The 26246-nt window shown below is 43.8% G+C and carries 26 protein-coding genes; 10 read left to right on the forward strand and 16 right to left on the reverse strand.

Annotated features, from left to right (window positions below; translation table 11 throughout):
* Window positions 1-55 precede the first annotated feature (55 nt).
* Genes gltB through CJD30_RS03315 form a run of 10 tightly spaced genes read left to right on the forward strand, consistent with a single transcriptional unit; the run spans window position 56 to window position 11764 of the window.
* Complete coding sequence (gene gltB, locus CJD30_RS03270; protein WP_294916270.1) at window positions 56-4489, forward strand: glutamate synthase large subunit; 4434 nt, start codon at window positions 56-58, stop codon at window positions 4487-4489.
* A gap of 4 nt (window positions 4490-4493) precedes the next feature.
* Window positions 4494-5876 (forward strand): glutamate synthase subunit beta, encoded by a 1383-nt coding sequence (locus CJD30_RS03275; protein WP_294916272.1) that lies wholly within the window; start codon window positions 4494-4496, stop codon window positions 5874-5876.
* Window positions 5876-6604, forward strand: coding sequence for an inositol monophosphatase family protein (locus CJD30_RS03280; protein ID WP_294916274.1), 729 nt, complete (start codon window positions 5876-5878; stop codon window positions 6602-6604). Before CJD30_RS03275 ends, CJD30_RS03280 begins: the two co-directional genes overlap by 1 nt.
* Complete coding sequence (gene accD, locus CJD30_RS03285; RefSeq protein ID WP_294916276.1) at window positions 6601-7443, forward strand: acetyl-CoA carboxylase, carboxyltransferase subunit beta; 843 nt, start codon at window positions 6601-6603, stop codon at window positions 7441-7443. The genes CJD30_RS03280 and accD overlap by 4 nt, the downstream gene beginning before the upstream one ends.
* Window positions 7444-7446: 3 nt before the next feature.
* On the forward strand, window positions 7447-8004 hold the full coding sequence (locus CJD30_RS03290; RefSeq protein WP_294916278.1) for a thiamine phosphate synthase: 558 nt from the start codon (window positions 7447-7449) through the stop codon (window positions 8002-8004).
* Complete coding sequence (locus tag CJD30_RS03295; RefSeq protein ID WP_294916280.1) at window positions 8001-8459, forward strand: 23S rRNA (pseudouridine(1915)-N(3))-methyltransferase RlmH; 459 nt, start codon at window positions 8001-8003, stop codon at window positions 8457-8459. Before CJD30_RS03290 ends, CJD30_RS03295 begins: the two co-directional genes overlap by 4 nt.
* Before the next feature lie 9 nt (window positions 8460-8468).
* Window positions 8469-8822, forward strand: a complete 354-nt coding sequence (dksA, locus tag CJD30_RS03300; RefSeq protein WP_294916282.1) for an RNA polymerase-binding protein DksA — start codon at window positions 8469-8471, stop codon at window positions 8820-8822.
* A 12-nt stretch (window positions 8823-8834) separates the two neighbouring features.
* Entirely contained in the window at window positions 8835-9857 is a 1023-nt protein-coding gene (locus CJD30_RS03305) for a hypothetical protein (protein ID WP_294916284.1), read from the forward strand.
* Between the two features lie 45 nt (window positions 9858-9902).
* The gene (gene dusB, locus CJD30_RS03310) at window positions 9903-10892 is read left to right on the forward strand and encodes a tRNA dihydrouridine synthase DusB (protein WP_294916286.1); all 990 of its coding nucleotides are present in this window, start codon (window positions 9903-9905) and stop codon (window positions 10890-10892) included.
* A gap of 20 nt (window positions 10893-10912) precedes the next feature.
* Complete coding sequence (locus CJD30_RS03315) at window positions 10913-11764, forward strand: alpha/beta hydrolase (protein WP_294916288.1); 852 nt, start codon at window positions 10913-10915, stop codon at window positions 11762-11764.
* Window positions 11765-11771: 7 nt separating this feature from the next.
* Here the strand turns inward: CJD30_RS03315 and CJD30_RS03320 are convergent, their stop codons facing one another.
* From CJD30_RS03320 to CJD30_RS03395, 16 genes are all read right to left on the reverse strand, one after another.
* The gene (locus tag CJD30_RS03320; protein ID WP_294916289.1) at window positions 11772-12269 is read right to left on the reverse strand and encodes a peptidylprolyl isomerase; all 498 of its coding nucleotides are present in this window, start codon (window positions 12267-12269) and stop codon (window positions 11772-11774) included.
* 94 nt (window positions 12270-12363) lie between these two features.
* On the reverse strand, window positions 12364-13242 hold the full coding sequence (locus CJD30_RS03325; RefSeq protein WP_294916291.1) for an ABC transporter ATP-binding protein: 879 nt from the start codon (window positions 13240-13242) through the stop codon (window positions 12364-12366).
* Window positions 13239-13913: a molybdate ABC transporter permease subunit gene (gene modB, locus CJD30_RS03330; protein WP_294916293.1), complete on the reverse strand. Its 675-nt coding sequence runs from the start codon at window positions 13911-13913 to the stop codon at window positions 13239-13241. The genes CJD30_RS03325 and modB overlap by 4 nt, the downstream gene beginning before the upstream one ends.
* Entirely contained in the window at window positions 13903-14298 is a 396-nt protein-coding gene (locus CJD30_RS03335) for a hypothetical protein (RefSeq protein WP_294916295.1), read from the reverse strand. Before CJD30_RS03335 ends, modB begins: the two co-directional genes overlap by 11 nt.
* Window positions 14295-15143 (reverse strand): ModD protein, encoded by an 849-nt coding sequence (gene modD, locus CJD30_RS03340; protein ID WP_294916296.1) that lies wholly within the window; start codon window positions 15141-15143, stop codon window positions 14295-14297. The genes CJD30_RS03335 and modD overlap by 4 nt, the downstream gene beginning before the upstream one ends.
* Window positions 15140-15934 carry a class I SAM-dependent methyltransferase gene (locus tag CJD30_RS03345; protein WP_294916298.1) on the reverse strand — a complete coding sequence of 265 codons (795 nt, stop codon included), beginning with the start codon at window positions 15932-15934 and terminating at the stop codon, window positions 15140-15142. Before CJD30_RS03345 ends, modD begins: the two co-directional genes overlap by 4 nt.
* 125 nt (window positions 15935-16059) lie before the next feature.
* Window positions 16060-17466, reverse strand: coding sequence for an OprD family outer membrane porin (locus CJD30_RS03350; RefSeq protein ID WP_294916299.1), 1407 nt, complete (start codon window positions 17464-17466; stop codon window positions 16060-16062).
* Window positions 17467-17536: 70 nt separating this feature from the next.
* Window positions 17537-18292, reverse strand: coding sequence for a molybdate ABC transporter substrate-binding protein (modA, locus tag CJD30_RS03355; RefSeq protein ID WP_294916301.1), 756 nt, complete (start codon window positions 18290-18292; stop codon window positions 17537-17539).
* 156 nt (window positions 18293-18448) lie between these two features.
* On the reverse strand, window positions 18449-19225 hold the full coding sequence (locus CJD30_RS03360) for a TOBE domain-containing protein (protein ID WP_294916303.1): 777 nt from the start codon (window positions 19223-19225) through the stop codon (window positions 18449-18451).
* A complete protein-coding gene (locus tag CJD30_RS03365; RefSeq protein WP_294916305.1) occupies window positions 19225-20016 on the reverse strand; it encodes a shikimate dehydrogenase in 792 nt (263 codons plus the stop codon). The genes CJD30_RS03360 and CJD30_RS03365 overlap by 1 nt, the downstream gene beginning before the upstream one ends.
* Window positions 20013-21425: an anthranilate synthase component I family protein gene (locus CJD30_RS03370; protein WP_294916307.1), complete on the reverse strand. Its 1413-nt coding sequence runs from the start codon at window positions 21423-21425 to the stop codon at window positions 20013-20015. Before CJD30_RS03370 ends, CJD30_RS03365 begins: the two co-directional genes overlap by 4 nt.
* A gap of 10 nt (window positions 21426-21435) precedes the next feature.
* On the reverse strand, window positions 21436-22383 hold the full coding sequence (locus CJD30_RS03375; protein ID WP_294916309.1) for an SPOR domain-containing protein: 948 nt from the start codon (window positions 22381-22383) through the stop codon (window positions 21436-21438).
* A gap of 42 nt (window positions 22384-22425) precedes the next feature.
* On the reverse strand, window positions 22426-22968 hold the full coding sequence (locus CJD30_RS03380) for a DUF1882 domain-containing protein (RefSeq protein WP_294916310.1): 543 nt from the start codon (window positions 22966-22968) through the stop codon (window positions 22426-22428).
* A 12-nt stretch (window positions 22969-22980) separates the two neighbouring features.
* On the reverse strand, window positions 22981-24228 hold the full coding sequence (locus tag CJD30_RS03385; RefSeq protein ID WP_294916312.1) for a serine hydroxymethyltransferase: 1248 nt from the start codon (window positions 24226-24228) through the stop codon (window positions 22981-22983).
* Window positions 24225-25742 carry a lysine--tRNA ligase gene (gene lysS / locus CJD30_RS03390; RefSeq protein WP_294916314.1) on the reverse strand — a complete coding sequence of 506 codons (1518 nt, stop codon included), beginning with the start codon at window positions 25740-25742 and terminating at the stop codon, window positions 24225-24227. The genes CJD30_RS03385 and lysS overlap by 4 nt, the downstream gene beginning before the upstream one ends.
* A 21-nt stretch (window positions 25743-25763) precedes the next feature.
* Window positions 25764-26243 (reverse strand): Fur family transcriptional regulator, encoded by a 480-nt coding sequence (locus CJD30_RS03395; RefSeq protein ID WP_294916316.1) that lies wholly within the window; start codon window positions 26241-26243, stop codon window positions 25764-25766.
* Window positions 26244-26246 lie beyond the last annotated feature (3 nt).

Consider the following 26246-nt stretch of genomic DNA (forward strand, 5'->3'; position numbering starts at 1 on the left):
AGAGATTAAAAAATAGAAATTTGCCGAAATTTTCTGGTGAAAGGTGACGATTAGAGTGGAATACCAAGACCTATTACGATCATTTAAAGATAACTGCGGATTCGGTTTGATTGCCAATATCAAAAACCGTCCTTCGCATGAGAACTTGGAAAATGCTATTACCGCGTTAGAGCGTATGATGCACCGCGGTGCTGTCGCTGCTGATGGGAAAACCGGAGACGGAAGCGGTTTGCTTCTCTCTTTGCCGCATGAGTTTATGCGCTCAGTTGCACAAAATGCAGGTATCGAATTGCCTGAGATGTATGCGGTTGCCGTTGTTTTTACGCGTGAGAGCAAACAACTTGAGCGTTTTGAAAAGATTTGTAACGACAACGATTTAAAAGTTGTTTTGAACCGTAAAGTTCCTGTCGATACGAATGCATTAGGTGAACAAGCACTTGCCACATTGCCGGAAATCTATCATATTTTCATTACCCCAAATTCGTTGATGGCAACACAGCGTTTTGATGCATTGCTCTATCTTAGCCGAAAAGAGATCGAACATGCATTGGTAGCGGATCAAGATTTCTATATCGCTTCTATGTCAGCACGTGTCGTGTCGTACAAAGGGCTCATTATGCCTACGCATATCAAAGAGTTCTATACCGATTTACAAGACGAAACGTTTAAAATCTCATTTGCCCTTTTCCACCAACGTTTTTCTACCAATACCCTTCCGAAATGGCGTTTGGCCCAACCGTTCCGTGCGGTTGCCCATAACGGTGAGATCAACTCGGTTGAAGCAAACCGTTTTAACGTTGCCGTTAAATCCGAATCGATCAAAAGTGAAGTCTTCACCGATGAAGAGATCGCACGCCTTTTACCGATCCTTCAACCGGGCGGTTCAGACAGTGCCAGTGCCGATAACTTTTTTGAATTTTTGATCATTAACGGAATCGATTTCTTCAAAGCAGCGCGCGCCGTTATCCCTGCACCATGGCAGAATGCTCCGCATATGGATCCGCAGCTCAGAGCATTTTATGAGTATCATTCAACGGTTTTTGAAGCATGGGACGGTCCTGCAGCGTTTTCACTCACCGATGGACGTTATATCGGGTGTGTGCTTGACCGTAACGGTCTTCGTCCCTCAAAATACATCATCACGAATGATGATACCCTCTTAATCGCGAGTGAGTATGGGGTAATCGATATTTCGGAAGATCAAATCAAAGAACGCGGACGTTTGCAATCGGGTCAAATGATTGGGTTGGATTTGAAATTTGGTAAAGTACTCAAAGACGAAGATATCAATCATTATCTAAAATCGTCTAATCCGTACATGAAATGGCTCAATGATCATATGATCTATCTTCAAGAACATGTTGAAGATCAATATACTGGCCGTTTTGATTATGATGCTTCGAATTTGGTTGAGCGCCAACGCTATTTCAATATCACTCAAGAGGTTGTTGAACAAGTGATTGAACCGATGATGCGTGATGGAAAAGAAGCGGTTGGATCGATGGGTGATGATACTCCTCTAGCTGCATTTAGTAGTGTTCAACGCCACTTTTCGGATTACTTCAAACAACGCTTTGCGCAAGTGACCAATCCTCCGATTGACCCGATTCGTGAAAAAGTGGTCATGAGTTTGAACACCGGTTTCGGTGAAACGCATAACATTCTCAATGAGATCCCTTCACATGCGAATCGCTTAAAAGCAATCTCACCGATTATCGTCCGTGAAAAACTCGAAGTGCTCAAATCGTTTGGGGACAAAAAATCTCCGCGTTATCAATCGTTCTATAGCAATCAAGAGTTTTCAACCGCCTACAAAGGTTCATTGAAATCTGCGCTTGAAGCATTGGTAGAAGAGGTTGTAAAAGCGGTTCGTGAAGAGGGTGTTCGCATCGTCATTTTGAACGACAGCGGATTTGACAAAGAACACAAAGCGATTCCTATGGCAATGGCAGTTGGACGTATCAGCCGTGCATTATTGGATGCGAAAGTGCGTCATTTGGCATCGATCGTTGCGTGTACTTCTGAGGTGATCGATTCACACGGTGCGGCAATCTTGATCGCGTACGGTGCGAGTGCGGTATATCCGACACTTCTTTTCGCTACCGTAGCGGCACGTGCTGAGAGCAGCGTCAATGAAATCAGTTGTTCGGAAGCATTCAAATCGGTACACCATGCGTTGAATGCGGGATTACTCAAAATTATGTCTAAAATGGGTATTGCGACGATCGCATCGTATCGCAACTCAGGATTGTTTGATGTTATCGGTTTGAGTCGTGAAATCGTTCATGAGTGTTTTGGAGAATCGCATGCGATGATTCCTGGCCTTAATTATGAAGATATTGATGCACGACTCGATCGTAACCACAAAGAGGCATTTCAAGTTGGCGGATTCAATAAAATTTTCCCACTCAAAATCGGTGGTTTTTACAAATTTTACAACGGACAAGAACACCACGATTTTAATCCGGATGTGATTCATGCGATTCACCGAGTTTCAAAAACCGGAAAACGTGAAGATTTCGATAAATTGAGTGCATTGGTAAACGGCCGTGGTCAAAAATTCATTCGAGATTTCTTTGAGTTTAAATCGGATCGTTCACCGATCGATATCAACGAAGTTGAACCGAAAGAGGCTATTTTCAAACGTTTCGCATCGGCAGCTATGTCTCTTGGATCAATCTCTCCGGAAGCACATGAGTGTCTTGCGGTTGCAATGAATACGATCGGTGCACAAAGCAACTCGGGTGAGGGTGGTGAAGATTCGGCTCGTTTCGGAACACTCAAAAACTCAAAAATCAAACAAGTCGCATCAGGACGTTTCGGAGTAACTCCGGCGTATTTGCGTTCTGCTGAAGAGATTCAGATCAAAGTAGCACAAGGGGCAAAACCGGGTGAGGGCGGACAGCTTCCGGGGCATAAAGTAAGCGGATTGATCGCTCGTCTTCGCTACACAATGCCGGGTGTGACATTGATTTCACCTCCGCCGCACCATGATATTTATTCGATCGAAGATTTGGCGCAGCTGATTTTTGATATGAAACAAGTGAATCCGAATGCTACTGTTGCAGTAAAATTGGTTTCTTCTGCCGGTGTCGGAACCATCGCAGCGGGTGTTGCCAAAGCATACGCCGATAAAATCATCATCTCCGGCGGAGACGGCGGAACCGGTGCGGCTCCGCTCACATCGATCAAATTCGCTGGGAATCCATGGGAACTTGGGCTTTCTGAAGCGCACAATGCACTTAAAGTCAACAACCTACGCGGTTTGGTACACGTTCAAACAGACGGCGGATTGAAAACCGGAACGGATATCGTGAAAGCGGCATTGCTCGGTGCGGAAAGTTACGCATTCGGAACAGGTGCATTGACCCTTATCGGATGTAAAATGCTCCGTATTTGTCACGTCAATAAATGTTCGGTCGGTATTGCTACGCAAAATGAGAAACTCCGAAGTGAATATTTCACCGGAACGGTCGAGCAGTTGATCAACTATTTCACGTACTTGGCTGAAGATGTTCGTAAAATCATGGCGCAGCTCGGGTACAAAACAATGGAAGAGATGATCGGACGAAGTGATCTGCTTAAAGTTGTGGATAATGAATTTGCACAAAAATTCGATTTTAGCTCCGTATTGCACCGTGAAGAGGGTGTCAATACCGTTCAAGCCGCTTCGAATCAACCGTTTGATTTGAATGAGTTCGAACAAGAGGTGCTTGCAGAAGCGATGGATGCGATCAAAACACCGGATCGTCCAGTAAAAATTGTTCGCGATATCTGTAATCTCAATCGTAGTTTCGGTGCCCGTATCAGCGGTGAGATCGCACATTATTACGGAGATGCAGGGCTAAAAGACAACACGATCAAAATCAATCTCAAAGGGATTGCAGGACAAGCCCTTGGTGCATTCTTGATCAATGGTGTCTCTATCCGTTTAGAAGGTGTTGCGAACGACTATATCGGAAAAGGGATGCATGGCGGTAAAATCGTCATTCGTTCTCAAAATCAGGGTGAAGCGTTTAGTGCAGGAGGGAATACCTGTCTTTACGGCGCAACGGGCGGTAAACTCTTTATCGCCGGATCGGTTGGTGAACGTTTTGCTGTTCGTAACTCAGGGGCTATGGCTGTCGTCGAGGGGACCGGAGATAATGCGTGTGAATACATGACCGGCGGTGTCGTTGTGATCCTCGGTAAAACAGGGATCAACTTCGGTGCAGGTATGACGGGCGGTTTTGCATTTGTATACGATCAAGACCACAGCTTTGTTGAAAATGTCAACCGTGAATTGATCGATGCGTTACGCATCGATACGGATGATGGAGACGAAGCACGCCATTACCTCAAACGATTATTAAAAGAGTACGTTGCCGAGACGGAAAGTGAAATGGCACAAGAATTACTCAAAAATTTCCGTGTAGAAATCCGAAATTTCTGGCTTGTTCGCCCGAAAAACCTAACCAAATTGCCACTCAATCCGGATAAAGGGGACTAAAAATATGAGAGAATTTTTAACGATTGAGCGAATTGATCCTACAAAACGCCTTGTATTGCAACGTTTAAAAGATTTTAGTGAGATTTATGAGCCGATGGGCTCAAGCGATGCCTCGTCTCAAAGCGATCGTTGTATTCAATGCGGTGATCCGTTTTGTTTGAATAAATGTCCGCTTCACAATTATATTCCTCAGTGGCTAAAGGCGGTTGCGGAAAAAGATTTGAAATTCGCATTCAATCTTTCCAATGAGCCTTCACCGTTCCCTGAAGTTATGGGTCGCGTGTGTCCCCAAGATCGTCTATGTGAGGGAGACTGTACCCTCAATGACGGTCACGGTGCCATTACGATCGGTGCGATTGAGACGTTTATTAATGAAGAGGGATTCAAGCAAGGACTAAAACCGTATTTCCCGGGAATTACTACGGATAAAAAAGTTGCGATTATCGGTTCGGGTCCTGCAGGACTCTCTGCTGCAACGTATTTGCTCCGTTCGGGGATCGCCGTAACGATGTATGAGCGTGCCGACAAAGCGGGCGGATTGCTTACGTATGGTATTCCGAACTTTAAATTGGACAAAAAAATTGTAGAACGCCGTGTTAATCTTTTGTTGGAAGCAGGCTTGGAACTCGTTCTTAACTGCGAAGTGGGCAAAGATATCGAGTTCGATGCGATCGCTGACAAGCATGATGCAGTCTTCATCGGTATCGGTTCAACCAAAAGCAAAACGGCTAATATTGCCGGAGAAAATGCTTCGAATGTCTATGCCGCGATCGATTATCTAACGGCCGTTCAACGCAAAAATTTTGGATTGGCGTACGATAAAAAATTTGATTTCAAAGATCTCGATGTCGTAGTTGTGGGTGGTGGTGATACTGCTATGGACTGTGTCCGTACCGCAAAACGCGAAGGAGCAAAAAACGTGACTTGTTTGTATCGCCGTGATGCTCACAATATGCCGGGATCGGTAAAAGAGTATAAAAACGCGATCGAAGAAGGGGTTGATTTTACCTTTAACGCTTCACCAAAAGAGATTATCTTAAATGACAGCGGTAAAGCGGTCGGTATCCACATGGCAAAAACTGTTCTCGGTGCGAAAGATGAATCGGGTCGACAAAAAATGGAAGAGGTTAAAGGTGGTGATTTTAACGTCAATGCAGACGTTATTATCATGGCTCTTGGTTTTGATCCGTGTGTACCTGCATTCTTGGCTGAAAACGGTATTTCGGTCAACAATTGGGGCGGAGTTATCATCAATGATAAGCACGAAACAACGACTGCCGGAATCTATGCCGGAGGAGATTGTTACCGTGGTGCCGATTTGGTTGTCACAGCGGCGTATGACGGTCGTGAAGCGGCACGCTCAATCGTAAAATCATTGCTGGGATAATGAACCCGTTTATTGATGCCTCTATTCTTGCGTGTCAAGAGATAGATGCACTTATTCGTGAGGGGCACTCTAACCTTTACACTCTTCATGATCAAGGATTTGGCGGTGACATCAGTAACGGTGTAGACCTCAAAGCCGAATCCATTTTGTTCTTCCACTTATCATCGTATGGATCACTCTTTTCTGAAGAGAGCGGTTGGATGAGTCCTGAATCTTCTATCACCATTTTTCTTGATCCGATTGACGGAAGTGATAACTTTATGTCCGGGTTTCCTTATTATGGGATTTCTATCGCACGTGTTGTGAACGGTGATACGACTGAAGCGGTGGTATGCAACCTATCTAATGGTGATTTATTCATTCGAACAACGGATGAATACTACATGTGTTCGTTGCACAATTCACAAGAGAAACAACCCGTACATACGCTATCTTTACCGAAAATCGGTTTGTTTGAAAAAGCACCCGAACACCCTGAATTGGTTCAAATGCTGATGGCAAGAAAACTAAAATTCAGATCCCCGGGAGCCCTTGCTCTTTCATTGGCGTATGCCCCTTATGTGAAATATGTGCTATTTTTGGGTACAATGCGACCATACGATATCCAAGCCGGACTCTATTTGAGTCGGCATCTTTATGTATATAGCGATGAACGATATATCCTCATCAGTGCGGATAAAGAGCTTTTTGAGCAGATACGTTTGATTGTAGAAAAGGAGTATTTTTGAGTCTATTTAACCTGTTCGGGGACTCCGAAAAGAAAAAACAACCCACAAAAAGCGAGGCTCCGTCTCACTGGGTAAAATGCCCTTCGTGCCAGTCACTGATGTATTACAAAGAGATTGAAAAACAAAACCATGTATGTCCGAAATGCGGATTCCACCTCCGTATCGGTGTAAAAGAGCGTCTTGCTCTGATCGCGGATGAGGGGAGTTTTGTTGAGTTCGATGCTAATCTCCGTCCGGTTGACCCGATTAACTTCGTCGATAAAAAAAGTTATGCGGCACGTGTTGAAGAGGGGTATGCGAAAAACGGCACCTACTCTTCGGTTGTAAGCGGTGAATGTACGATTAACTCCGTTCCGGCACAATTGGTCGTATTTGATTTTAATTTTATGGGCGGATCTCTCGGATCGGTAGAAGGGGAAAAAATCGTCCGAGCGGTCAACCGTGCTTTGGAGAAACGCCAAGGGTTGATCATCGTAAGTGCGAGTGGCGGTGCACGTATGCAAGAGAGTACGTTTTCACTCATGCAGATGTCAAAAACCTCTGCAGCTTTGGCAAAACTTTCCGATGCAAAGCTCCCGTACATCTCATTGCTTACCGACCCGACAATGGGTGGGGTCAGTGCCTCATTTGCAACATTAGGCGATATCATTATTGCAGAGCCGGGAGCCTTGGTAGGATTCGCCGGTCAACGTGTTATCAAGCAAACGATCGGTTCTGATTTGCCTGAAGGATTCCAACGGGCTGAATTCTTGCTTGAAAAAGGTTCTATTGATATGATCGTAGAGCGCAGTGAACTCAAAGAAACATTGAGCGATATGCTCAAACTCCTCCTCCCATAACCGATGGAGATTTACGCTCTTTGTGATGCGGATATGCTCAAAGAGAAAGGGGTTGATCTCCTTTTCTTTGCGGAGCGTGCCAAATCGTTAGGTGCTGAAGTACTCCAATATCGTAATAAACATGCTGATGTTGCTACTATCAAAGCTGATTTGATCACTTTGCGCCGTATATGGGAAGGGTTTTTGATCATTAATGATCATTATGAGCTCTCATCTTTTTGTGACGGTATCCATATCGGTCAAGAAGATTTATACGCGATTGATACAGATCCTTTGCGTGCAGTCAAAATTCTAAAAATGGCGATCGGTGAAGACAAACTCATCGGACTTTCCACACACAATTTAGAAGAGATCGAAATTGCCAATACTTTGGATATTAACTATATAGGATTAGGAGCATACCGAGCTACTGCAACCAAATCGGATGCAAAAGTACTCGGTGATCAACTGGATGCCATTGCATCACATTCCAAACACCCTGTTGCGGCTATCGGCGGGGTAAAACTGGATGATCGTTTCGAGTATGTTACGTATCATGTCATAGGATCAGGACTGTTGTGAATATCTCCATTATTACAATAGCCAAAAAAGAGCGTTCACTGTATGATCCTCTTTACCAAGAGCAGATGAAAATGATCTCCCGTTTTGCCAAAGTGGATGACGTTGAATTGTTCCCTAAAGAGGTAGTTAAAGCGCACACAATCAGTGCCGAAGCGTCTCAAGCCGCGTATTCGAAATTATTATCGCCCATGTTGGGAAAAAATTACTCGATTGCACTCCATCCTGATGGGAAAAAAATGGATAGTTTTGCATTTAGTAAGCTTATAAGTGATAAAATTTCGGTGCAATTTTTTATAGGCGGGGCCTACGGCTTTGAAAAAAGTTTCGTAGATCAATGCGATGCGGCTATCAGTCTCTCCGAGATGACGATGAGTCACAAAATCGCTAAAGCGGTGCTTTTGGAGCAGATATACCGTGCCTATTCATTGGCAGCAAACCATCCGTATCACAAATGAGGAGCATTGATGAGAGACCATGAGTTGCAGTATTTTGAAGAAATATTGCTGACGCGTAAAGTTCAGATTATCAAAAATCTTACCGGCGTTGAAAGTGAAATGAATCAATTACGTGAGATGGAATTAAACGATGAGGGCGATTTTGCCTCTGCCAGCAATGACAATATGGTCGAAAATGCAATCGGTTCACAGCAAATGCATGAACTTGAGGAGATTGAAGTAGCTCTTGGAAAGATCAAGAACAAGCAATACGGCATCTGCGAAATGTGTGAAGATGATATCGGATTTCAGCGCCTAAAAGTGAAACCGCACGCTAAGTATTGTATTGTGTGCCGTCCGATCGTCGAAAAAAACAAACACTAAAAGGATTCAATAATGCAGCTAAAACGGTATACCATCGCATCGTTAATTTTAATGATATTAGTCGCTGCTGCGGTTTATTCAATTGATAATGAAGCGATTTCATTTGATTTGCTAGGCCTCCATTTTCCAAACTTGCCGGTTGCTTTTTGGGTAGTGGTTCCTCTTATAATCATGTATCTTGCGAGTTTGCTTCATATGGGTGTTTATGCTTTGGTTGGAAATTTCAAACTTCGCCGTTTAAACAAAGATCATGAAAAAATGATGGATGCACTTCGTGATGCATTACTCGGAGTAGGTGAGCGTAATTACGTTTATAAAAGCGAACCGTACAAATTGATGGGAAAATTGATCGATCACTCTTTGTTGATGCCGTTTGATACTCTCCGTTCGATTGGAAACGAAAAAATCGATGAAGCGCTTCAATTGATGCGTGATGTCAAAGAGAACAAAAAAGTTGATATCAAAAAATTCCATTTACCATCTACGACGTCGATCGCTATCCAAAATAATCTCAACCGTTTCGAACGTGGTGAAATCGATGCTGATAGTATCCTTTCGCGACCGGATAGTTATGGGGAGATTGTTTGTGCGAAAGCGTATGAAAGCTATGTGAAAACTGCATCGGTCGGTTCGATCATGAAGTTCAAACATCTCTTTACCAAAGCATCTTTGGTCGATTTCCTCCAACGGATCAATGCGAGTGAAAATGGTATCGAAATCGCTAACGAAGAATTAGTGGCACTTTTAGCTTCTATCAAACTCGAGAGTAACGATTGGATCGATCTCTCCGAAGCGATGGCGAAAAACATGCTTCCGGAACAACGTATCAGACTTTTCGAGATGCTCAGTGAACAAAACGATGACGCTATGGAAGGGTATTTTTACACCCTTTATGATTTACAAATGATTGATACGGCAAACGAGATTTTGAATAATACGGCTCATAACGATTATTTGATCTTCAAAGCGTACCGCGATTTGAAAAAAGCGAATAAACACTACGATATTGCGATCTTTCTACGTCGCAGTTGCTAAGTAAAAAAGGCAGAATCTCTGCCTTTCTCCTTCCAAGGTATTTTTATGACTTCCAAACTTGACTTTTCCACTCCCCTCTATGCTCTTGCACCATTAGCCGGATATACCGATTTGCCGTTTCGTAATGTTGTCAAAAAATTTGGTGCCGATTTGACGGTCAGTGAAATGATTAGTTCCAATGCACTTGCGTATGGATCGGCTAAAACGATCAAAATGCTAGAACGCAGCCCAAACGAAGATCCCTATTCTGTCCAAATTGCAGGTGCCGATGATGAGATTGTCCGACGTGCAGTAGAGGTACTTAATACGGTAGAGGATATCGATATTATTGATCTAAACTGTGGATGCCCGGTGCCTAAAATTGTGTGTCATGGATCAGGGAGTGCACTCTTAAACGATTTGCCACGTATGGCCCGTATTATCGAGACGATTAAAAAAACATCGAACAAATCAACCCTCAGCGTCAAGATTCGTTTAGGGTTTGAGTCGAAAAATCACATTGAGATTGCTAAGCTTGTTGAATCGTGTGGGGCTGATTTTTTAGCCGTTCACGGACGTACTCGCGCGGGTAAATTCAAAGCTCCGGTTGATTATGATGCGATTGGAGAAATCAAAGCATCCATCGGTATTCCGGTGATCGCTAACGGTGATATCGACTCTTTTGAAAAAGCACAATGGGTACTTGAACACACAAAATGCGATGGTATTATGATCGGCCGCGGAGCGGTAGGGGCACCGTGGATTTTTCATCAGCTAAAAACTGGCAGTGCTACCGTCGATCCTCTCATCAAGCATGCTATTATTATGGAACATTTGGACGGTATGGTGAACTTTTACGGAGCGCGAGGTGTGGTCACATTCCGAAAGCATGTCCATACGTATTCCAAAGGATATGAGGGTGCTTCGGCATTGCGCGATCAAGTTAACCGTATTGAAGATCCGGAACATTTTCGTGCTGTTGTGGATGAGTTTTTTCTAACCCACCGTCAAATCTCCGAAGGATTTAAAGCTTCTGATATGAAATGTGAGTGTTAATCTCCTATAATGGATTGTAGATGCGTTTTCTGATCGGTCTCCTTTTAGCTGCTTTTTCTCTTGAAGCGGGAATTCTCCGCGATATTCTGCAAAATCGTTCTACACAGCCCAATCAACTCACCGATATCTCGTACGGTGAGGATAAAAAACAACGCCTCGATGTGTATCTCCCTACAAATCCTCAAAACGCTCCGATCATTGTGATGGTTCATGGTGGAGCCTGGAAAATGGGGGATAAAAAATCACAGAACGTGGTTTACAACAAAATGAACCGATGGGTTTCCAAGGGGGTCATTTTTGTTTCACTGAACTATCGCCTCTATCCGAAAGCAGCACCGCAACAGCAATCCGAAGATGTTGCACAAGGGGTTGCGTATGTACAAAGGAATGCGCGCGAGTGGGGCGGTGATTCTCAAAAAATAGTTTTGATGGGACATTCGGCAGGGGCGCATTTGGTCTCTTTGGTTTCAGCTAATCCAAAAAAATACAGTGCTTTTGGTCTCCAAAAGTGGTTAGGAACGGTATCCCTTGATACGGCAACGATGGATTTGGTACAAACCATGGAGAAAAAACATTACGATTTTTACGACGATGTATTTGGCAACGATAAAAATGGATGGATTGAAAACTCACCGTACTATCAGCTTGAACGATCGGCTTCACCTATGTTGTTGGTTTGTTCCACTCTCCGTGAAGATAAACCGTGTGAGAACTCAAAACCTTTTGTAACAAAAGGATCAAGCTTAGGGATACGTGTTGAAATGAGCGAACAGCCCCTTACTCATGGAGAAATCAACGATGATCTTGGTAAATCAAACGTCTATACCCAGCGAGTCGAGCAGTTTATCCGCTCATTGGGGATTGATATTTAATTCAATTTTAGTGATCACCACACCCGCACTCATCTGAATGATTATGATGAAGCATTGCATCGATTTCTTCTTGAGACGCTGCATGGATTTCACTAACTGTTCCTTCAAAAACCATATCGATGCCGGCAAGAGGGTGATTGCCGTCTAGTACGGCTTTATCGTCTTTGATCTCGGTGACGGTGTAGATGATTGTATCCTCTTCATCACCACCGGGCATGTACCCCTCTAGTTGCATTCCGACGCGCAAATCTTCAGGAAGATTATCTAATGTTTCAATCATGAGCAACTCTTCATCGTATTCCCCGAACCCTTCAGCTGCTGAGACCGGCACTTTAAATAAATCACCTACTGATTTTCCTTCCATCGCTTTTTCCACAGGGGCAAAAATATTTTCATAACCTCCATGAACATAAATAAGAGGTTCTTTCCCCTCATCAATCATTTGTCCATCAGAGGTTGTAACGCTGTAATCCAGAGTGACAATACAGTTTTTAGTGATGGTCATAAACAATCCTTCTTTTATAAAATCGATATTATTGTATGTTATATCTAAAATAGAATTAGGTAAATATTAAATTTGGTTTCGTGCTATTAGTGCATCAGTGCCGTATTGGAATTACGATAGGATTAAACGCTTTGGTTGAAATGATGGCATGAGATCCGACCGTAAGTGTAGATGCCTCATCCGCACTGAGGACGGTTCGCACAATCGATGAACCGACAAGAAGTGTAACGATAAAGACAGGAGTATCTTCTTGGATTTTGAGTACCTCACCGATCAGTTGGAGTTTTCCGCTGAGTGTTTGAGGGGAGAAAAACTCCATCGGCTCAGCTATACGCTCAATCCGGCCTGAGACGACTGACGCGAGTCGATCGGATAATTTGACGGTTTCGGCTATATCATGACTGACAAGCAAAGTGGTTACGCCTAAACGGGTGTGAATCAGAGATAGCTCGTCTTGGAGCTTTTGACGCATTGATGGATCAAGAGCCGAGAGCGGTTCATCGAGTAGGAGAATTTTTGGATGGCGAACAAGGGCGCGTGCCAATGCAACTCGCTGTTTTTGTCCTCCAGAGAGGGTCTCTGGACGTCTATCTGAGAGACTTGAGAGTTCTACGAGATTGATCAGTTCATCGACATTGGAGCGTTGCTCATCATTTTCGGCGGCAAACAGTAGGTTTTCCCGTACGCTCATCGTAGGGAATAGGGCATAGTCTTGAAAGACGAATCCGATGCTTCGTTTTTGTGGAGGGAGATTGATACGGCGTGAACTATCAAACCATACCTCTCCATCTACTTCGATTCTGCCGCTATCAGGTTTTTCAAGACCGGCCAGCATACGCAGCAGCGTCGTTTTCCCGGCGCCGGATGGTCCAAATAACGTAATAAACTCACCATGGTTCATTGTGAGTTCATAATGGGCTTTTAAAGTCCCCTCAGCGGTATGGAGGTTTTTTGTAATATCAAGTGCTATCATCGAATTCCCCCGAGTGATTTTTTGTTGAGAGTATAGACGAGAAGCAGTATTGCAAACGTGACTACAAAGAGTGTAAGGGCGTATTGATGTGCCATTGCATAGTTGAGAGATTCCACTTCGTCATAGATTGCGATGGAAGCGACACGAGTTTCATCTGGGATATTGCCTCCGATCATCAATATGACACCGAACTCTCCAACCGTGTGAGCGAAGGCAAGGACGATTCCTGATATAAGACCATGACGGATAGAGGGGAGGATAACCCGAAGCATGGTTTGGAGTTTTGATTTTCCGAGTGTATAAGAAGCCTCGAAAATCGAGAGAGGTACTTGAGCTAGAGCGGATTGAATCGGATGAACCATGAACGGGAGGCTAAAGAGGACGGAACTGATCACCAGCCCCTCAAAACTAAATGCCAATCGGATACCGTGATCGACCAAAAAACTACCGATGCTTGAAACGGGACTAAACGCCAACAACAAGTAAAATCCCAGAACAGATGGAGGCAAAACAAGAGGCATACTTACAATGGTCTCTAGGATGCTTTTGAAGCGTATTTTCGAGAAGACCAAAAATGAGGCAAGTGGGATAGCGATCACCAATAAAATAGCTGTTGTAATAGCAGCGAGTTTAAAGGTTAGTACCATAGTACTTAAAAATTCAGATTCCATGCGTCTCCCTAAGCAGTGAAATTTCTGAGGGTTGAACAATCCAGTAGATAGTATCACCTACATCCATAGAGAGTGTCTCGAATGTTAATGTTGGCACCAATGCATTCAACGTCATTTCATGATAGGTGAAGGTGACCTGAGAGAGGATAGTTCCATACGAGATCTTTTGTACGATCCCTTTTGCACAATTTGCCGTAGTAATAAGCGGATGTTTAGAGAGGGTTATTTCAGTCTCTTTAAATGCCAATGTGACAGATGTCCCTATCGGTTCATGGGAAGCTTCGGCAAGAAGGAGATGAAAACGGTTTTCTCCGATATCAACGCTAAGGATACTGAGATGATCGGAGGCTTTAATGGCGGTGATGGTGGCGTTTAGAGTATTCATAAAGGGTTAATTCTCACTTTGATATCAGCAGGTTGTGCATTGTAAGGTGATGAGGTGACGATCATATCGACTCCTGTGCCGGCATATTCGGCGATATTTTTGGTACTGATGCCTCCCGTAGCGATCAATGTCATATGTGGGTAATCAGCGCGCAAGATTTGGACAGCATCAGCGAGTTTAGTAAGAGGGAATTTTTCAAGCTGGAGAATATCGGCACCCAAACGGGCAAATTTAAGTGCTTCGGCGATATCACTAACTTCAATGACAATCTTTTTTTCGGGGTTTGCTTTTTTAGCGTGGTTGAATGCTTCTGCAAACGCTTCATCGGAAGGGAAGAAAATACGGTGGTAGTCAAAGATCAGAATCGATTCGGAAAGGCCTAAACGATGTGCGACTCCGCCGCCCGATTCGACCGCTTTGATGGCGATTTTTTTCGTAAACGGAATACTCTTACGGGTAGTGGCCACCACTATATCAGGATTGATACTACGAGCCAAGAGTACCGCTTCGCGGGTATAGGTAGTGATACCGCTTGTATAATCGAGGAGGTTTTGAACCGATTTCCAAATCCGGTGGATATGGGATGCTTCACCGTGAGCTTCGAGAAAGATACTTTGCGGAGGAACCAGCGTTCCCGATTTCACAAATCCCTCAATTTCCAAACCATACAAACCGCACAATCGTACTGCTTCCTCAGTACAGGAGACGACAAGAGGTCGCTCACGGGTAGAGAAAGTGATACTGGCACGTTGATCACTAATCCCCAGAGATGCGGTTGTGAGATCACCATAGGGGACATCTTCACAAAGCAGCGATTCAAGTTCAAAATCATTGAGAGTGATCATAGCGTTGTTTCCCAACTGATAAATGCCCAGTTGACTGAGCGCGGAGGACGATTTTGTGCGACGATGACATCACGGTAGTATTGGCGTGCTTTTGCTTTTTGATCTTCTGTGAGTTCATGGACACTCCAAATCAGGGATTCGACAAAATCTTCTTCAGTAGTGCTTCGAACACTTCCTCGACCTGTTTCGATATAGTCGATACGCGGAAGGTAGCCTTGAGTATAGAGGATAATAGGAATATACCAGTAGTCGGGTTTGGTTTTGACCTTTTTACCGATGTAATCGAGGATATTCATATCGACGAAACTCCCTCCGACTTTGTAGGTGAGATAACACGCTTTTCGTGCAAAGGTTGACATTTTCATGAGGGCGGTTTCGATATCAGGAACTTCAATAGAGCGCGATGCTACGACAATATCGATTTGCGGCAAATGGCTCCAGTCGTCTTCCCATCCAATATGATATGTTTTAATATTAGTAACACCCTCTCTTGTGGTGTAGGCTTTGAGCTCTTCGAGCATTTGGGCCGAAAAGTCGATGGCGATCACCTCTTTGACCCGTTTTGCCAGAGGTATTGCCAAGGTTCCAGGACCACAGCCGATGTCGAGAACAACTTCGTCTCCGGAAAGATTCATACGAGAGATGAAGTCGTTGACGTAGGGGCTATTGATGACGGATGCTGCCATATCGGATGATTTTTCATCCCAGTCGCTACAGGTTTTACTTTTGAAATCCGTAGAGGCTTTGTGTGCGCGATACATCGCTGCAAAATCGATTGGTTCGTGAAACATGAATTCCCTTTATAGCATAGATTGTATCATATTTGATCTAACGTATGAGATTGCAAGAATAATAGAACCCTTTACGCGTTTATACACTTTTATTCTAGACAAATTAATACCATTATCGGGTGCGTTTAAAAAAAGTAATTTGCTTCTAGACGCATTTCACGATTAGAGGTCTCTTTGATATACAGTGCTGTTGTATCGTTATCTTGATTCATAAGACGTATTTTGAGTTCTGTCCCTTTCCAATTTCCCGAAAGTTTGTACAAAATATCCAAGTTTTCTTGATGGGTATCGCCGTTTTGAAAAGCACGATCGGTCATACTTTGGTACGGTTTTTTGCTAGGATCACGGTCATAGTAGGCATAGCTTAGGGTTGTACTCATGCCATCAATCATACGGTTCCAATCATAATCGAGTTGTGCTTTATAAGCTCGCGTATTAGCATTCCAATCGGTTTGAGTCATCGATCGGGTATATCCTTCTGTCGGAAAACCACGCCATGGTGCGATCAAATCTCCATTGCTTGAAGTATATGAGGTAGCTAAAGTCAATTTGGCTGCTCGATAGTTTATGGAAGTACGCAATGCAAACAATGCAGTATCAACACTCTGATCACTATCATAATTGTTTGTTCTTGGCAAAATGATCGCACCAGCCCCTTTATCATATTGTTTAATATAGCGTCCTCCGAAACCTATAATCGCATCACCTGCTTCAAAAGCATAGTTGGCTTCTAGTGTCGTTTGATCAACAATATCATTCCAACGCATACCCCATAGCTGTAACTCTAGATTATCAATCGATTTATTTTTGATTCCCCCGATAATAACACCGGGTGCTTCTCCGTGAGTTCCTTTTACCGTAGCGTAGTGGGTACCGTAATACGCAGCGATCTTATCCGGCGTATCTCCTGTATCTGCCATATTTCCAAAATAACTCATGCCGCGTTCTTTGATTCGATCTGCGTAATCGATTTGAATGGTTGTATTTGGCAGATCATTTGAAATGGCTTCGATACCCTCGATAGCGATCGGGATCATTTTTGTGTCATTTGGATTGATATAGGGATTACTCATCAGCATGCGTCCTGCTTTTGCCTTGGTATTTGCAATATCGTATTGGAGATATGCTTGAGCCAAAACGGCATACCCTTGGGCGTACGTTGCTGAAACCGGTGCTCCGCTTGGACGAGTAATATCTCGAGAAAAAAGATCCTTACTGGTGGTTGCACCTGCTCCGTCTGCTGCATCGGTAATGCCTGCTGGATTTTGTGTCGTATACAGACCTGCAGTTGCACTAAAACCATACAATGGAGCAGTTTTGTAAATCAAACTCCCTCCAACTGCCAGACCGTGAGCATCAGGGGCACCTTTCCCGGTTGTTCCATTGTTCACATCCCAATCCGTGTCGAAGTATTGAGCTCGTAAACGTCCCTCTAGTTTTCCGTCTTTAAAGGCACTTGCCAAATCATCTGCAGCGGTAGCCAGCAGTGCTGTTCCTAAAAGTAATGCGGCTGTAACACTGAATTTCGTCATTTTTTATCCTTATTTATATTTTGATATAACGCTAATTTTGGCTATGTCAGACTCTGCCGAAGCAGAGCCGTTATCTCTTCGGCAAGCCGTATCCACTTGATTTTAAAATTTCGAGTGCTTTGGGTGATGACATAAAGCGTAGGAATTTTTTGGCGGCGATTTGATTTTCAGGCGAGCCGTTTTTGAGACCTACCATCGCCTGATCGATCGTGTTGTACGATTTTGGATCGACTTCGACCCACTTACCGACGTTTTTCATCTCTGGGCTTAGGACGATCGATTTGGCCATGAATCCGATATCGACTGCTTTGGACGTGACGTAGCTTCCGACCTGAGAGATCGATTCGGCAGTGACGATTTTAGATGCTGCATCATCGGCAACTTTATAGTATTTCATCGTATTCATCGCTTCCGTTCCGTAAGGTGCGGTTTTTGGATTGGCGACGGCGATTTTTTTGACGGAGGGATCAGCCACAATAGTGATTCCTTTGGAAAGATCGATACCCGTATCGCTCCAGATCACCAACTTGCCGTATGCGTACACTTGTGATGGAGTGGTTGTGAACCCTCCTTGGGCAAGTTTTGCAGGGAATTCGACATCTGCGGAGAGAAATGCGTCATACGGTGCACCGCTCATGATTTGTTGCGTCAGTTTACCGGAAGCACCGGTGATGATTTTGACATCAATTCCGCTCTCTTTGGTAAACTCTTTTGCGATGTCGTTCACCGCATATTTCATATTAGCCGCAGCGGCAACCGTAATCGTTTGAGCGGCAAGTGCCGAAGCACATGCTAACGAAGCAAGAACAATTTTGAGTAATTTCATCTAATCTCCTTAGTATCTATTTTGATATAACGATTGATACAAACCAATAAATGCAAAAATAGTTCGCGAAAAATACGACATTTTCGTTATGTTTTGTAAGATATAACGAAATTATAGAGAAAAAGTCTTAAAGTTTGTAGTGAAAATAAAAATGTGTTATAAGCCGATAATAATGTGTTTGGGAGAGATGAGGGCATAAGCATTCATCCCCTCGGAGAGTTTTTTCGTTTCTTTTGGATTCATCAGCGCGATAATATCGGTAAAAAGATCAAGTGCAAAGGTGATTTCATCGGTTTCTTCTTGAGATTCGATTCGGCTGATCGTCCCTTTGAGACAATTGATTGTCTCCTCTTTTTTAGAGGGAGCCGAAACGATTGTGACATCGCTGGATTTGATGATGGCATAGAGATCACATCCAATTGTAAGACCCATGTTACGGATCGATTTCATCGTAATGATCGACTGGATCGTATGACTGCCGGTCAGTGAAAGGGTGAGGATACCGTTCAATCCTCGCTCTTCGATCGAGAGTAGGGTAGCGGGGAGCTGATTGCGTGCACTGGTGGTGAGAAAAGTACGGCTCAGGATTCGGGCGAGTCGCTCAGGATCATCTCCCGCTTCGGCGAATCGGTCGATAAACTGGCGATGCAGTTCTGAAAAGCGGTGAAACGTCGCAATAAGCTCATGCGCGTAGGGGGTAAGCTTCGTTCCTCCACCCCCTTTTCCTCCAGTCAAACGTTCGATGAGAGGCTGATCAGCAAGTGCATTCATACCGTTGATACGTTCCCATGCAGCTTTGTAGCTCATTTTCATCTCTTTGGCTGCGGCATTGATCGATCCTGTTTTGTCGATACGCTCCAGCAGCTCAATACGACCGGCACCTAAAAAGCTTTGACCTTCTTTACTAAGCCAAAAACGTCCGTCAATTTGCATTAGAGAGAGAAACTCTGCTTCATTGCAGATCGGATGTTATCGATGGGAACTTCTCCATCCATAAAGAGATGATTGGCGAGAACTCCTTGCTCCAAAAGCATATCTGAACCGTCTTTATACGGGAGTCCGCTCACTTTTACTTCACGTAAATAAGGTGTTTCTTTTCCATAAATGACATCGATCGCCCCTTTTGCTTGGGCTAATAGTTCCATTAAAAGAGGACGTGGAAGAGGAAGTTCATTGTCGCTAAGCCCTGCAGAGGTGGTATTGATGATCAGATCATACGGTCTTGCCGTAAAATCGTCCCAGTCAAAACACTCAAGCCCCTCAGATAAAAAGTATTCCAACCGTCCTCGTGATCGGTTTAGGATCGTAGGCGAAATTTCACCGTTACGCAAAGCGATAGCAAGGGCTCTGGCTGTTCCTCCTGCTCCTAAAATCAGAGCATTTTTAATTTCTCCGAAAGATTGAATTGCTGACATAAAACCATCTGCATCGGTGTTGTATCCGATCAGTTTCCCTTTTTCCAACACGAGGGTATTGACCGCTTTGATCGCTTTGGCAATACCGCGAACTTCATCGCATTGTGCATAAGCAGCTTCTTTGTGCGGGACGGTGACATTTGCTCCGGAAAGGGCTTTGGCAAAAAAAACATCTCGAAGTTGTGATCCATCCTGTAGTCGGGTACGACTGTAACATGCGGAGATGTCAAGTGCTTTGAAGACATAATTGTGCATCAACGGTGAGCGCGAATGGCTGACCGGATCACCGAAGATAGTGAAGTGTTTCATTTTGAAGGTACCAGATCATCCAATGTGCTCATCAAAGCACCGAGTTTATTGGTCACTTCGAGGTATTCGAGTTCGTGAACCGAGTCTGCAACGACACCGGCTCCGGCTTGTAAAACAACGCTATCGGGTTTGATAAGAGCGGTACGAATGGTTATAGCGCTGTCCATGTTTCCGTCAAATCCAAAATAACCGATCGTTCCGCTGTAAAATCCCCGCTTTACCCCCTCAAATTCTGCGATCAGCTCCATCGCACGAATTTTCGGTGCACCTGTCATGGTACCTGCAGTAAATGTAGCGGCGAGAAGATCAAACATATCTTTGTCATCAGCGATTTGAGCATGGACATCGGAAACAATATGCATAACATGTGAGTAGCGCTCAACGTGCATCATCTCTTCAACTTTTACGGTTCCTGTTTTCGCAACACGTCCGACATCGTTACGTCCTAGATCAATCAGCATGAGATGTTCTGAAAGCTCTTTTGGATCGGAGAGAAGTTCCTCTTCGAGTTCCAAATCGCGTTGTCGTGTTCCGCCGCGTTTTCGAGTACCTGCAATCGGACGAAGGAGGATATCCCCATCCGTAAGGCGAACCATAACTTCAGGAGAACTGCCGACAATACTGAAATCCTCATACTCCATCAAATACATATAGGGAGAGGGGTTTTTAAGTCTCAAAATACGGTAAAAACTAAACGGATCAACCTGTGCATGTCGGATATAGCGGTTGGTCATGAGTATTTGGAAAACATCACCGCTAAGGATCATGTTTTTAGATTGATCGACCATCGAGAAAAATTTCTCTTTGGTAAAAATGAACTCTCCGCCTTGGTCATTGTGTATCGGTTTGAGAGGAGTGTAGGTATATGGAGATTTGAGCGTAGTTTCGATCTCTTCAAAACGCTCACTCATTGCGTCTTGAGTCGTAAGCATGGTAATCGTTGCGGTCTTATGGGAGACGACCAAAGTGAGTTTCGGTAGGATCAAATCCATATCGGGGATATTGGTTTGATCGACGAGATGACTCATCGATTCTTCAAGAACATGCTCAAAAACCTGTACCATATCGTATCCGATATAGCCGATAAAACCGTCGATATAGCCCACTTTTAGTTCGCGAGCACGTTCACGATAGGCTTTGTGATCAAGTGCCGCATAGTATTTTTTTAAAAATTCAAAAGGGGAGATATCGAGCGTTTTGCTTTGAGCTGTTGAATTGATATAGGTGGTTTGCTTTTGATTGTAAATCAGTCTCTCGCGCGCACCGATAACGATAATAGTGTAATTACCGTCGCTGTTTCCAGCACTTTCGAATAAGAAGCTGACTTCATTAGGGAAAAGGCTTTTTGCCTTTTCGTATACGGCTATAGGGGCAAATTGGTCAAGAGAAAAATGGCGTGAAGAGATCACATTACCCCTTTTATTTTTGCGCCGGAGTAGGATAAGCACCCGACTCGATATTGCGTTTGACATTACCGAGTACATCTTGTGCCGCTTTTTTGCCTTGGAACGGTCCGACCATTACTTTGGTTGTTGCTCCTGCTGGGACGGTAGTGTATTTGAGACCACTGGCATTGAGGCGATCAAACAATGCTTTATTCGGCTCTTTGCTAAATGAACCGACTTGGATATACCATACCCCTGAATCTTCTGATTTTGCGGCTGTTTTAGGCGCTGATGCATCCGCAGAAGCAGGTTTGGCTGCTGAATCGACAGTCGCTTTTTCTGCTGCTTTAGGGGCAGATGTTTCGGTTGCAGGTTTTGCAGCCACTTTTTTAGGTTCTACTTCTTTTTTTGCCTCAGTCGGCTTTGTTGTTTTAATAGTCGGTGTATTGACGACCGTTTTTTCTGTTTTCGGAGCACTAACAACAGCCGGTTTTGCAGTCATTTTCGTTGGTGCAGTGGCAGGTGTAGGAGCAGATGCAGGAACCGAAACAGCTTTTGGCTGTGGTGCTGGAACGCTTTGCGGTGCAGGTACAACCGGAGCACTTTGAACAACATGTTCTTGTGCCGGAGTATTTTGCATTGATTCTTGTTTAATTTTTTGAGCAATTTTTCCTAAATCTTGTTGTGCTGAAGGTGCTGCAGGAACTTCGGCGGCTGTAGTAGCATTACCTTCACCTTCTTGGATCACTTTTACAGGCTCAAAGAGAGGATCATCGACAATTTCTTTCGGAGAAGTCGGTGTAGGAGGAACAGCAGCAACCGGTGGTTGTACCTCAGATTGTGTCTTGAGTGAATTCATAATCACCAAAACAATGATTAGTATCAGTGTCAAAGCAGCAATCGCCAAAAGCAATTTCTTGCTATTGGAGTTTGATCCGCCTTTGCTGAGGATGATGTCGTTAAGTTCGTTTTTTTCTTCCATAAAAGTACCGTTCCTTATGCGTAGTGATAGTCTTTTCGAGTGTTACATATGCTTCGACCACGAAGCTCCACGCTCTTTTGCGTATACTTCGTAGGGAAGGTTGAGAATGTTGTACTCCATCGGCAAATCGAGTGTCGGAAACATTCTCCACTGTTTTGGTTGTTTTGCAGCCAATTTCATCGAAATCATTTTACCCAGTTGGTTGGCTTCTTGTAAAGTTGTATGTCCTTTATGGATATATACATGCAGATGCCCAGGTGTCTTCGTTTCGAAAGCGGTAAAATTGATAAATCCCTCTTCTCTAAGCAATAATTGTGCCTTATGGTAAAAGCGCTGAGGATCGGTACCGTTATAGTCGATGACGATATTTTCAACTTTATCAAACTTATTGATCAAAGAGTGAGCTATTGTGATTTGTTTTTTAAGATGCTGATCGATAATCGCTTGTGTCATTGTTTTATCGATCCGCTCGTATTTGTTAAAAAAAGTACGCCCTTTGAAATCGATTTTGTCAACAACAGTATCATGCTTCAGCCAGTAATGGTCTGAAATCATTTTTATCAGCTTCATATCCATCGATGTCATGGGCAATACCTTTTAATATGTCGATTGTTTATAAATAACGAAATTTTTAGCAAGCGCTTTTAGCTCTTCTTTTATCGCTGCTTGTTTTGATTCATTTTCAATATCATCCAAAACATCGGCAATTTTGTTGGCAATAAATTCGAACTCTTTTTCTTTCATACCGCGTGATGTCAACGCAGGGCTTCCGATACGTACACCTGAAGTAACGAACGGTGAACGGGTTTCTCCCGGTACGGTATTTTTATTGACGGTGATTCCGGCACGTCCAAGAGCAGCATCGGCATCTTTTCCGCTGAACGGTTTATTCAAAAATGAGACGAGAACAAGGTGATTGTCCGTTCCACCGCTGACGATGTCGTATCCCCGAGCCATTAATACTTTAGCAAGTACCGCTGCATTTGCTTTGACTTGTGCCGCGTACACTTTCCACTCAGCAGAGAGATTGTATTTGAACCCCACCGCTTTTGCTGCGATGACATGAACCAAAGGTCCGCCTTGTAATGCAGGGAAAATCGCAGAATTGATTTTTTTTGCGATCTCTTCATCATTGGTCATGATCATACCGCCGCGTGGTCCTGCAAGGGTTTTATGGGTTGTTGTCGTAACAACATCGGCATATGGGAACGGGCTAGGGTGCTCACCTGCACAAACAAGTCCGGCGATGTGTGCGATATCGGCAAAAAGGATCGCTCCGACGGCATCGGCGATTTCACGGAATTTTTTGAAATCGATTTCACGAGCGTACGCTGAAGCACCGCAAACAATGATTTTTGGTTGAACGATCTTTGCGATATCCATAACACGCTCATAGTTGATACGCCCATCAAGCTCTACACCATAGGAAAAACTATGATAGTTTTTACCCGAAAAACTTACTTTTGAACCGTGCGTCAAATGTCCGCCGTGGCTGAGATCCATCCCTAAAAGTTTGTCTCCGGCTTGTAGCAATGCTGCATAAACAGCACCGTTTGCTGATGAACCTGAATGCGGTTGAACATTAGCAAACTTACATCCAAAGAGCTCACATGCACGATCGATTGCTAGTTGCTCTACGCCATCAGCATATTCACATCCGCCATAGTAGCGTTTTGCCGGATACCCTTCTGCGTATTTGTTGGTAAATACGGAACCCATGGCTTCCATAACGGCAGGTAGGGTGAAGTTTTCGGATGCAATCATTTCTAAATGATCGGTTTGACGTTCGAGCTCTTGCTCACATAGGGTATAAATTTCGTTATCGAATTCTTTGAGGAAACTCATTCTTCTTCTCCATTGTGGTTTTGATTGTGGTGTAAAGGTTTCATTGCCGGGAAAAGCAATACATCCCGGATTGAGTGTTGATTGGTCAGCATCATGACAAGGCGATCGATTCCGATTCCTTGACCTGCTGTGGGTGCCATACCGTAGCTGAGTGCCGTGACAAAATCTTCGTCCATTTCATGAGCTTCATCATCGCCCGAATCTTTTGCGGCCATTTGTCCTTCGAAACGCTCTAACTGATCGACTGGGTCGTTGAGCTCGCTAAACGCATTGGCAATTTCACGTCCTGCGATAAAGAGTTCAAAGCGATCGGTCAACTCAGGACGCTCGTCATTACGGCGTGCAAGCGGAGAAATTTCGACCGGATAGTGGGTAATGAAAGTCGGATTGATCAGTTTGGCTTCAACGAACTCATCAAAGAGTTCTCCTTGAAGCTGACCTAGATTCATCGATGCATTCGCTTCAAGATTTTTAGATTTTAAAAATGCCAAGATGGCCTCTTTGTCATTGACAATCTCTTCGGGAACTCCACCGATGACACTGAGGCTTTTAACGAGTTCGATTTCAGTGAATTTATCAAAATCGACTTCCAAATCACCATAAGGGAGACGTTTTGGAAGGTCAAGATGATCAAAAAGGTACTCAAAATACTCTTTTGTGATCGCAATCAGGTCTTTATAGGTTTTATACGCCCAGTAAAATTCGATAGAAGTAAACTCAGGATTATGGGTAGCGTCCATCCCCTCGTTACGGAAATTACGGTTAATTTCAAAGACGGCTTCAAATCCGCCGACGATGAGGCGTTTGAGATAAAGCTCCGGAGCAATACGCAAATAACGATCAATTCCCAACGCATTATGGTGGGTGACGAATGGTTTCGCGTTTGCACCGCCGGCGATAGGATGCATCATCGGTGTTTCAACTTCGAGAAACCCTTTGTCTTCAAAAAATCGACGTGTAAGACTGATCACTTTGGAACGGATATGGAAAGTTTTTCGTACTTCGGAATTCATGATCAAATCCAGATAGCGCTGACGATAACGCATCTCTTTGTCTTGAATACCATGAAATTTTTCAGGGAGTGGAGAGATTGCTTTGGTCAAAATTTTCACATTATCGGCATGCAAAGAGAGTTCCCCGTGTTGAGTGACGAACGGGTAGCCGCTAACTTCGATGATATCTCCTACTTCGATCAGTTTTTTGAAAACATCGTTGTAAAAATTTTCGCTTAAATTGTCGCGTGCAACATAAATTTGGAGCATTCCGCTCTCATCTTCGATTTTGATGAAACTTGCTTTTCCCATTAAACGGTAGAGTTTGATACGTCCCGCAACCGTGTAATGGCGATTTTCATCCCGTTTTTCCTCTTTTTGAAAAAGGTCGGAGTTTACGTTATGAAATTTATCAATGGTCGTGTTACGTTCAGAATGGTTTGCATACGGATCGATCCCGAGTGCTCTTAATGCACCCGCTTTTTCGATCCGCTGTTGTACGTACTGGTTTTCAAATGCCAATGGTATTCCTTTTATCGATAGTTATTTTTTTGTTTCTTGACAGGTTTTACAAACCCCGTAAATCTGCATGGAATGCTCTTGCATCACAAATCCCAAACGTTCGGTAATCTCTTTTTGGCGATGCTCAATCTCCTCATCTACAAACTCGGTGATGGTTCCGCATGAGGTACAAATAATATGGTCGTGATGGTCTTTTGCTCCCAACTCATATTTTTTCCCCTGTGCTCCGAAGGAAAGCGATGTCACCATATCGGAATCTTCAAGGAGTGAAAGTGTCCGATAAACGGTAGCGATTCCGGTATTCAGTTCAGGATGCTTTTGCTGAATCAGATGGTGCAACCCCTCGGGAGTAAGATGTTCATCCGAGTTATAAAGCATTTCCAAAATTACTTCACGCTGAATCGTGAATTTAAGACCGTTCGCTTTTAGTAATTGCTTGAAATCATTCAACAATTTTGCATAATCGACCGTACGTTCTGTGAATTCTGTATACGCATTCATCGA

This window comes from Sulfuricurvum sp. PD_MW2, assembly GCF_002633015.1.
Taxonomy (GTDB): Bacteria; Campylobacterota; Campylobacteria; order Campylobacterales; family Sulfurimonadaceae; genus Sulfuricurvum.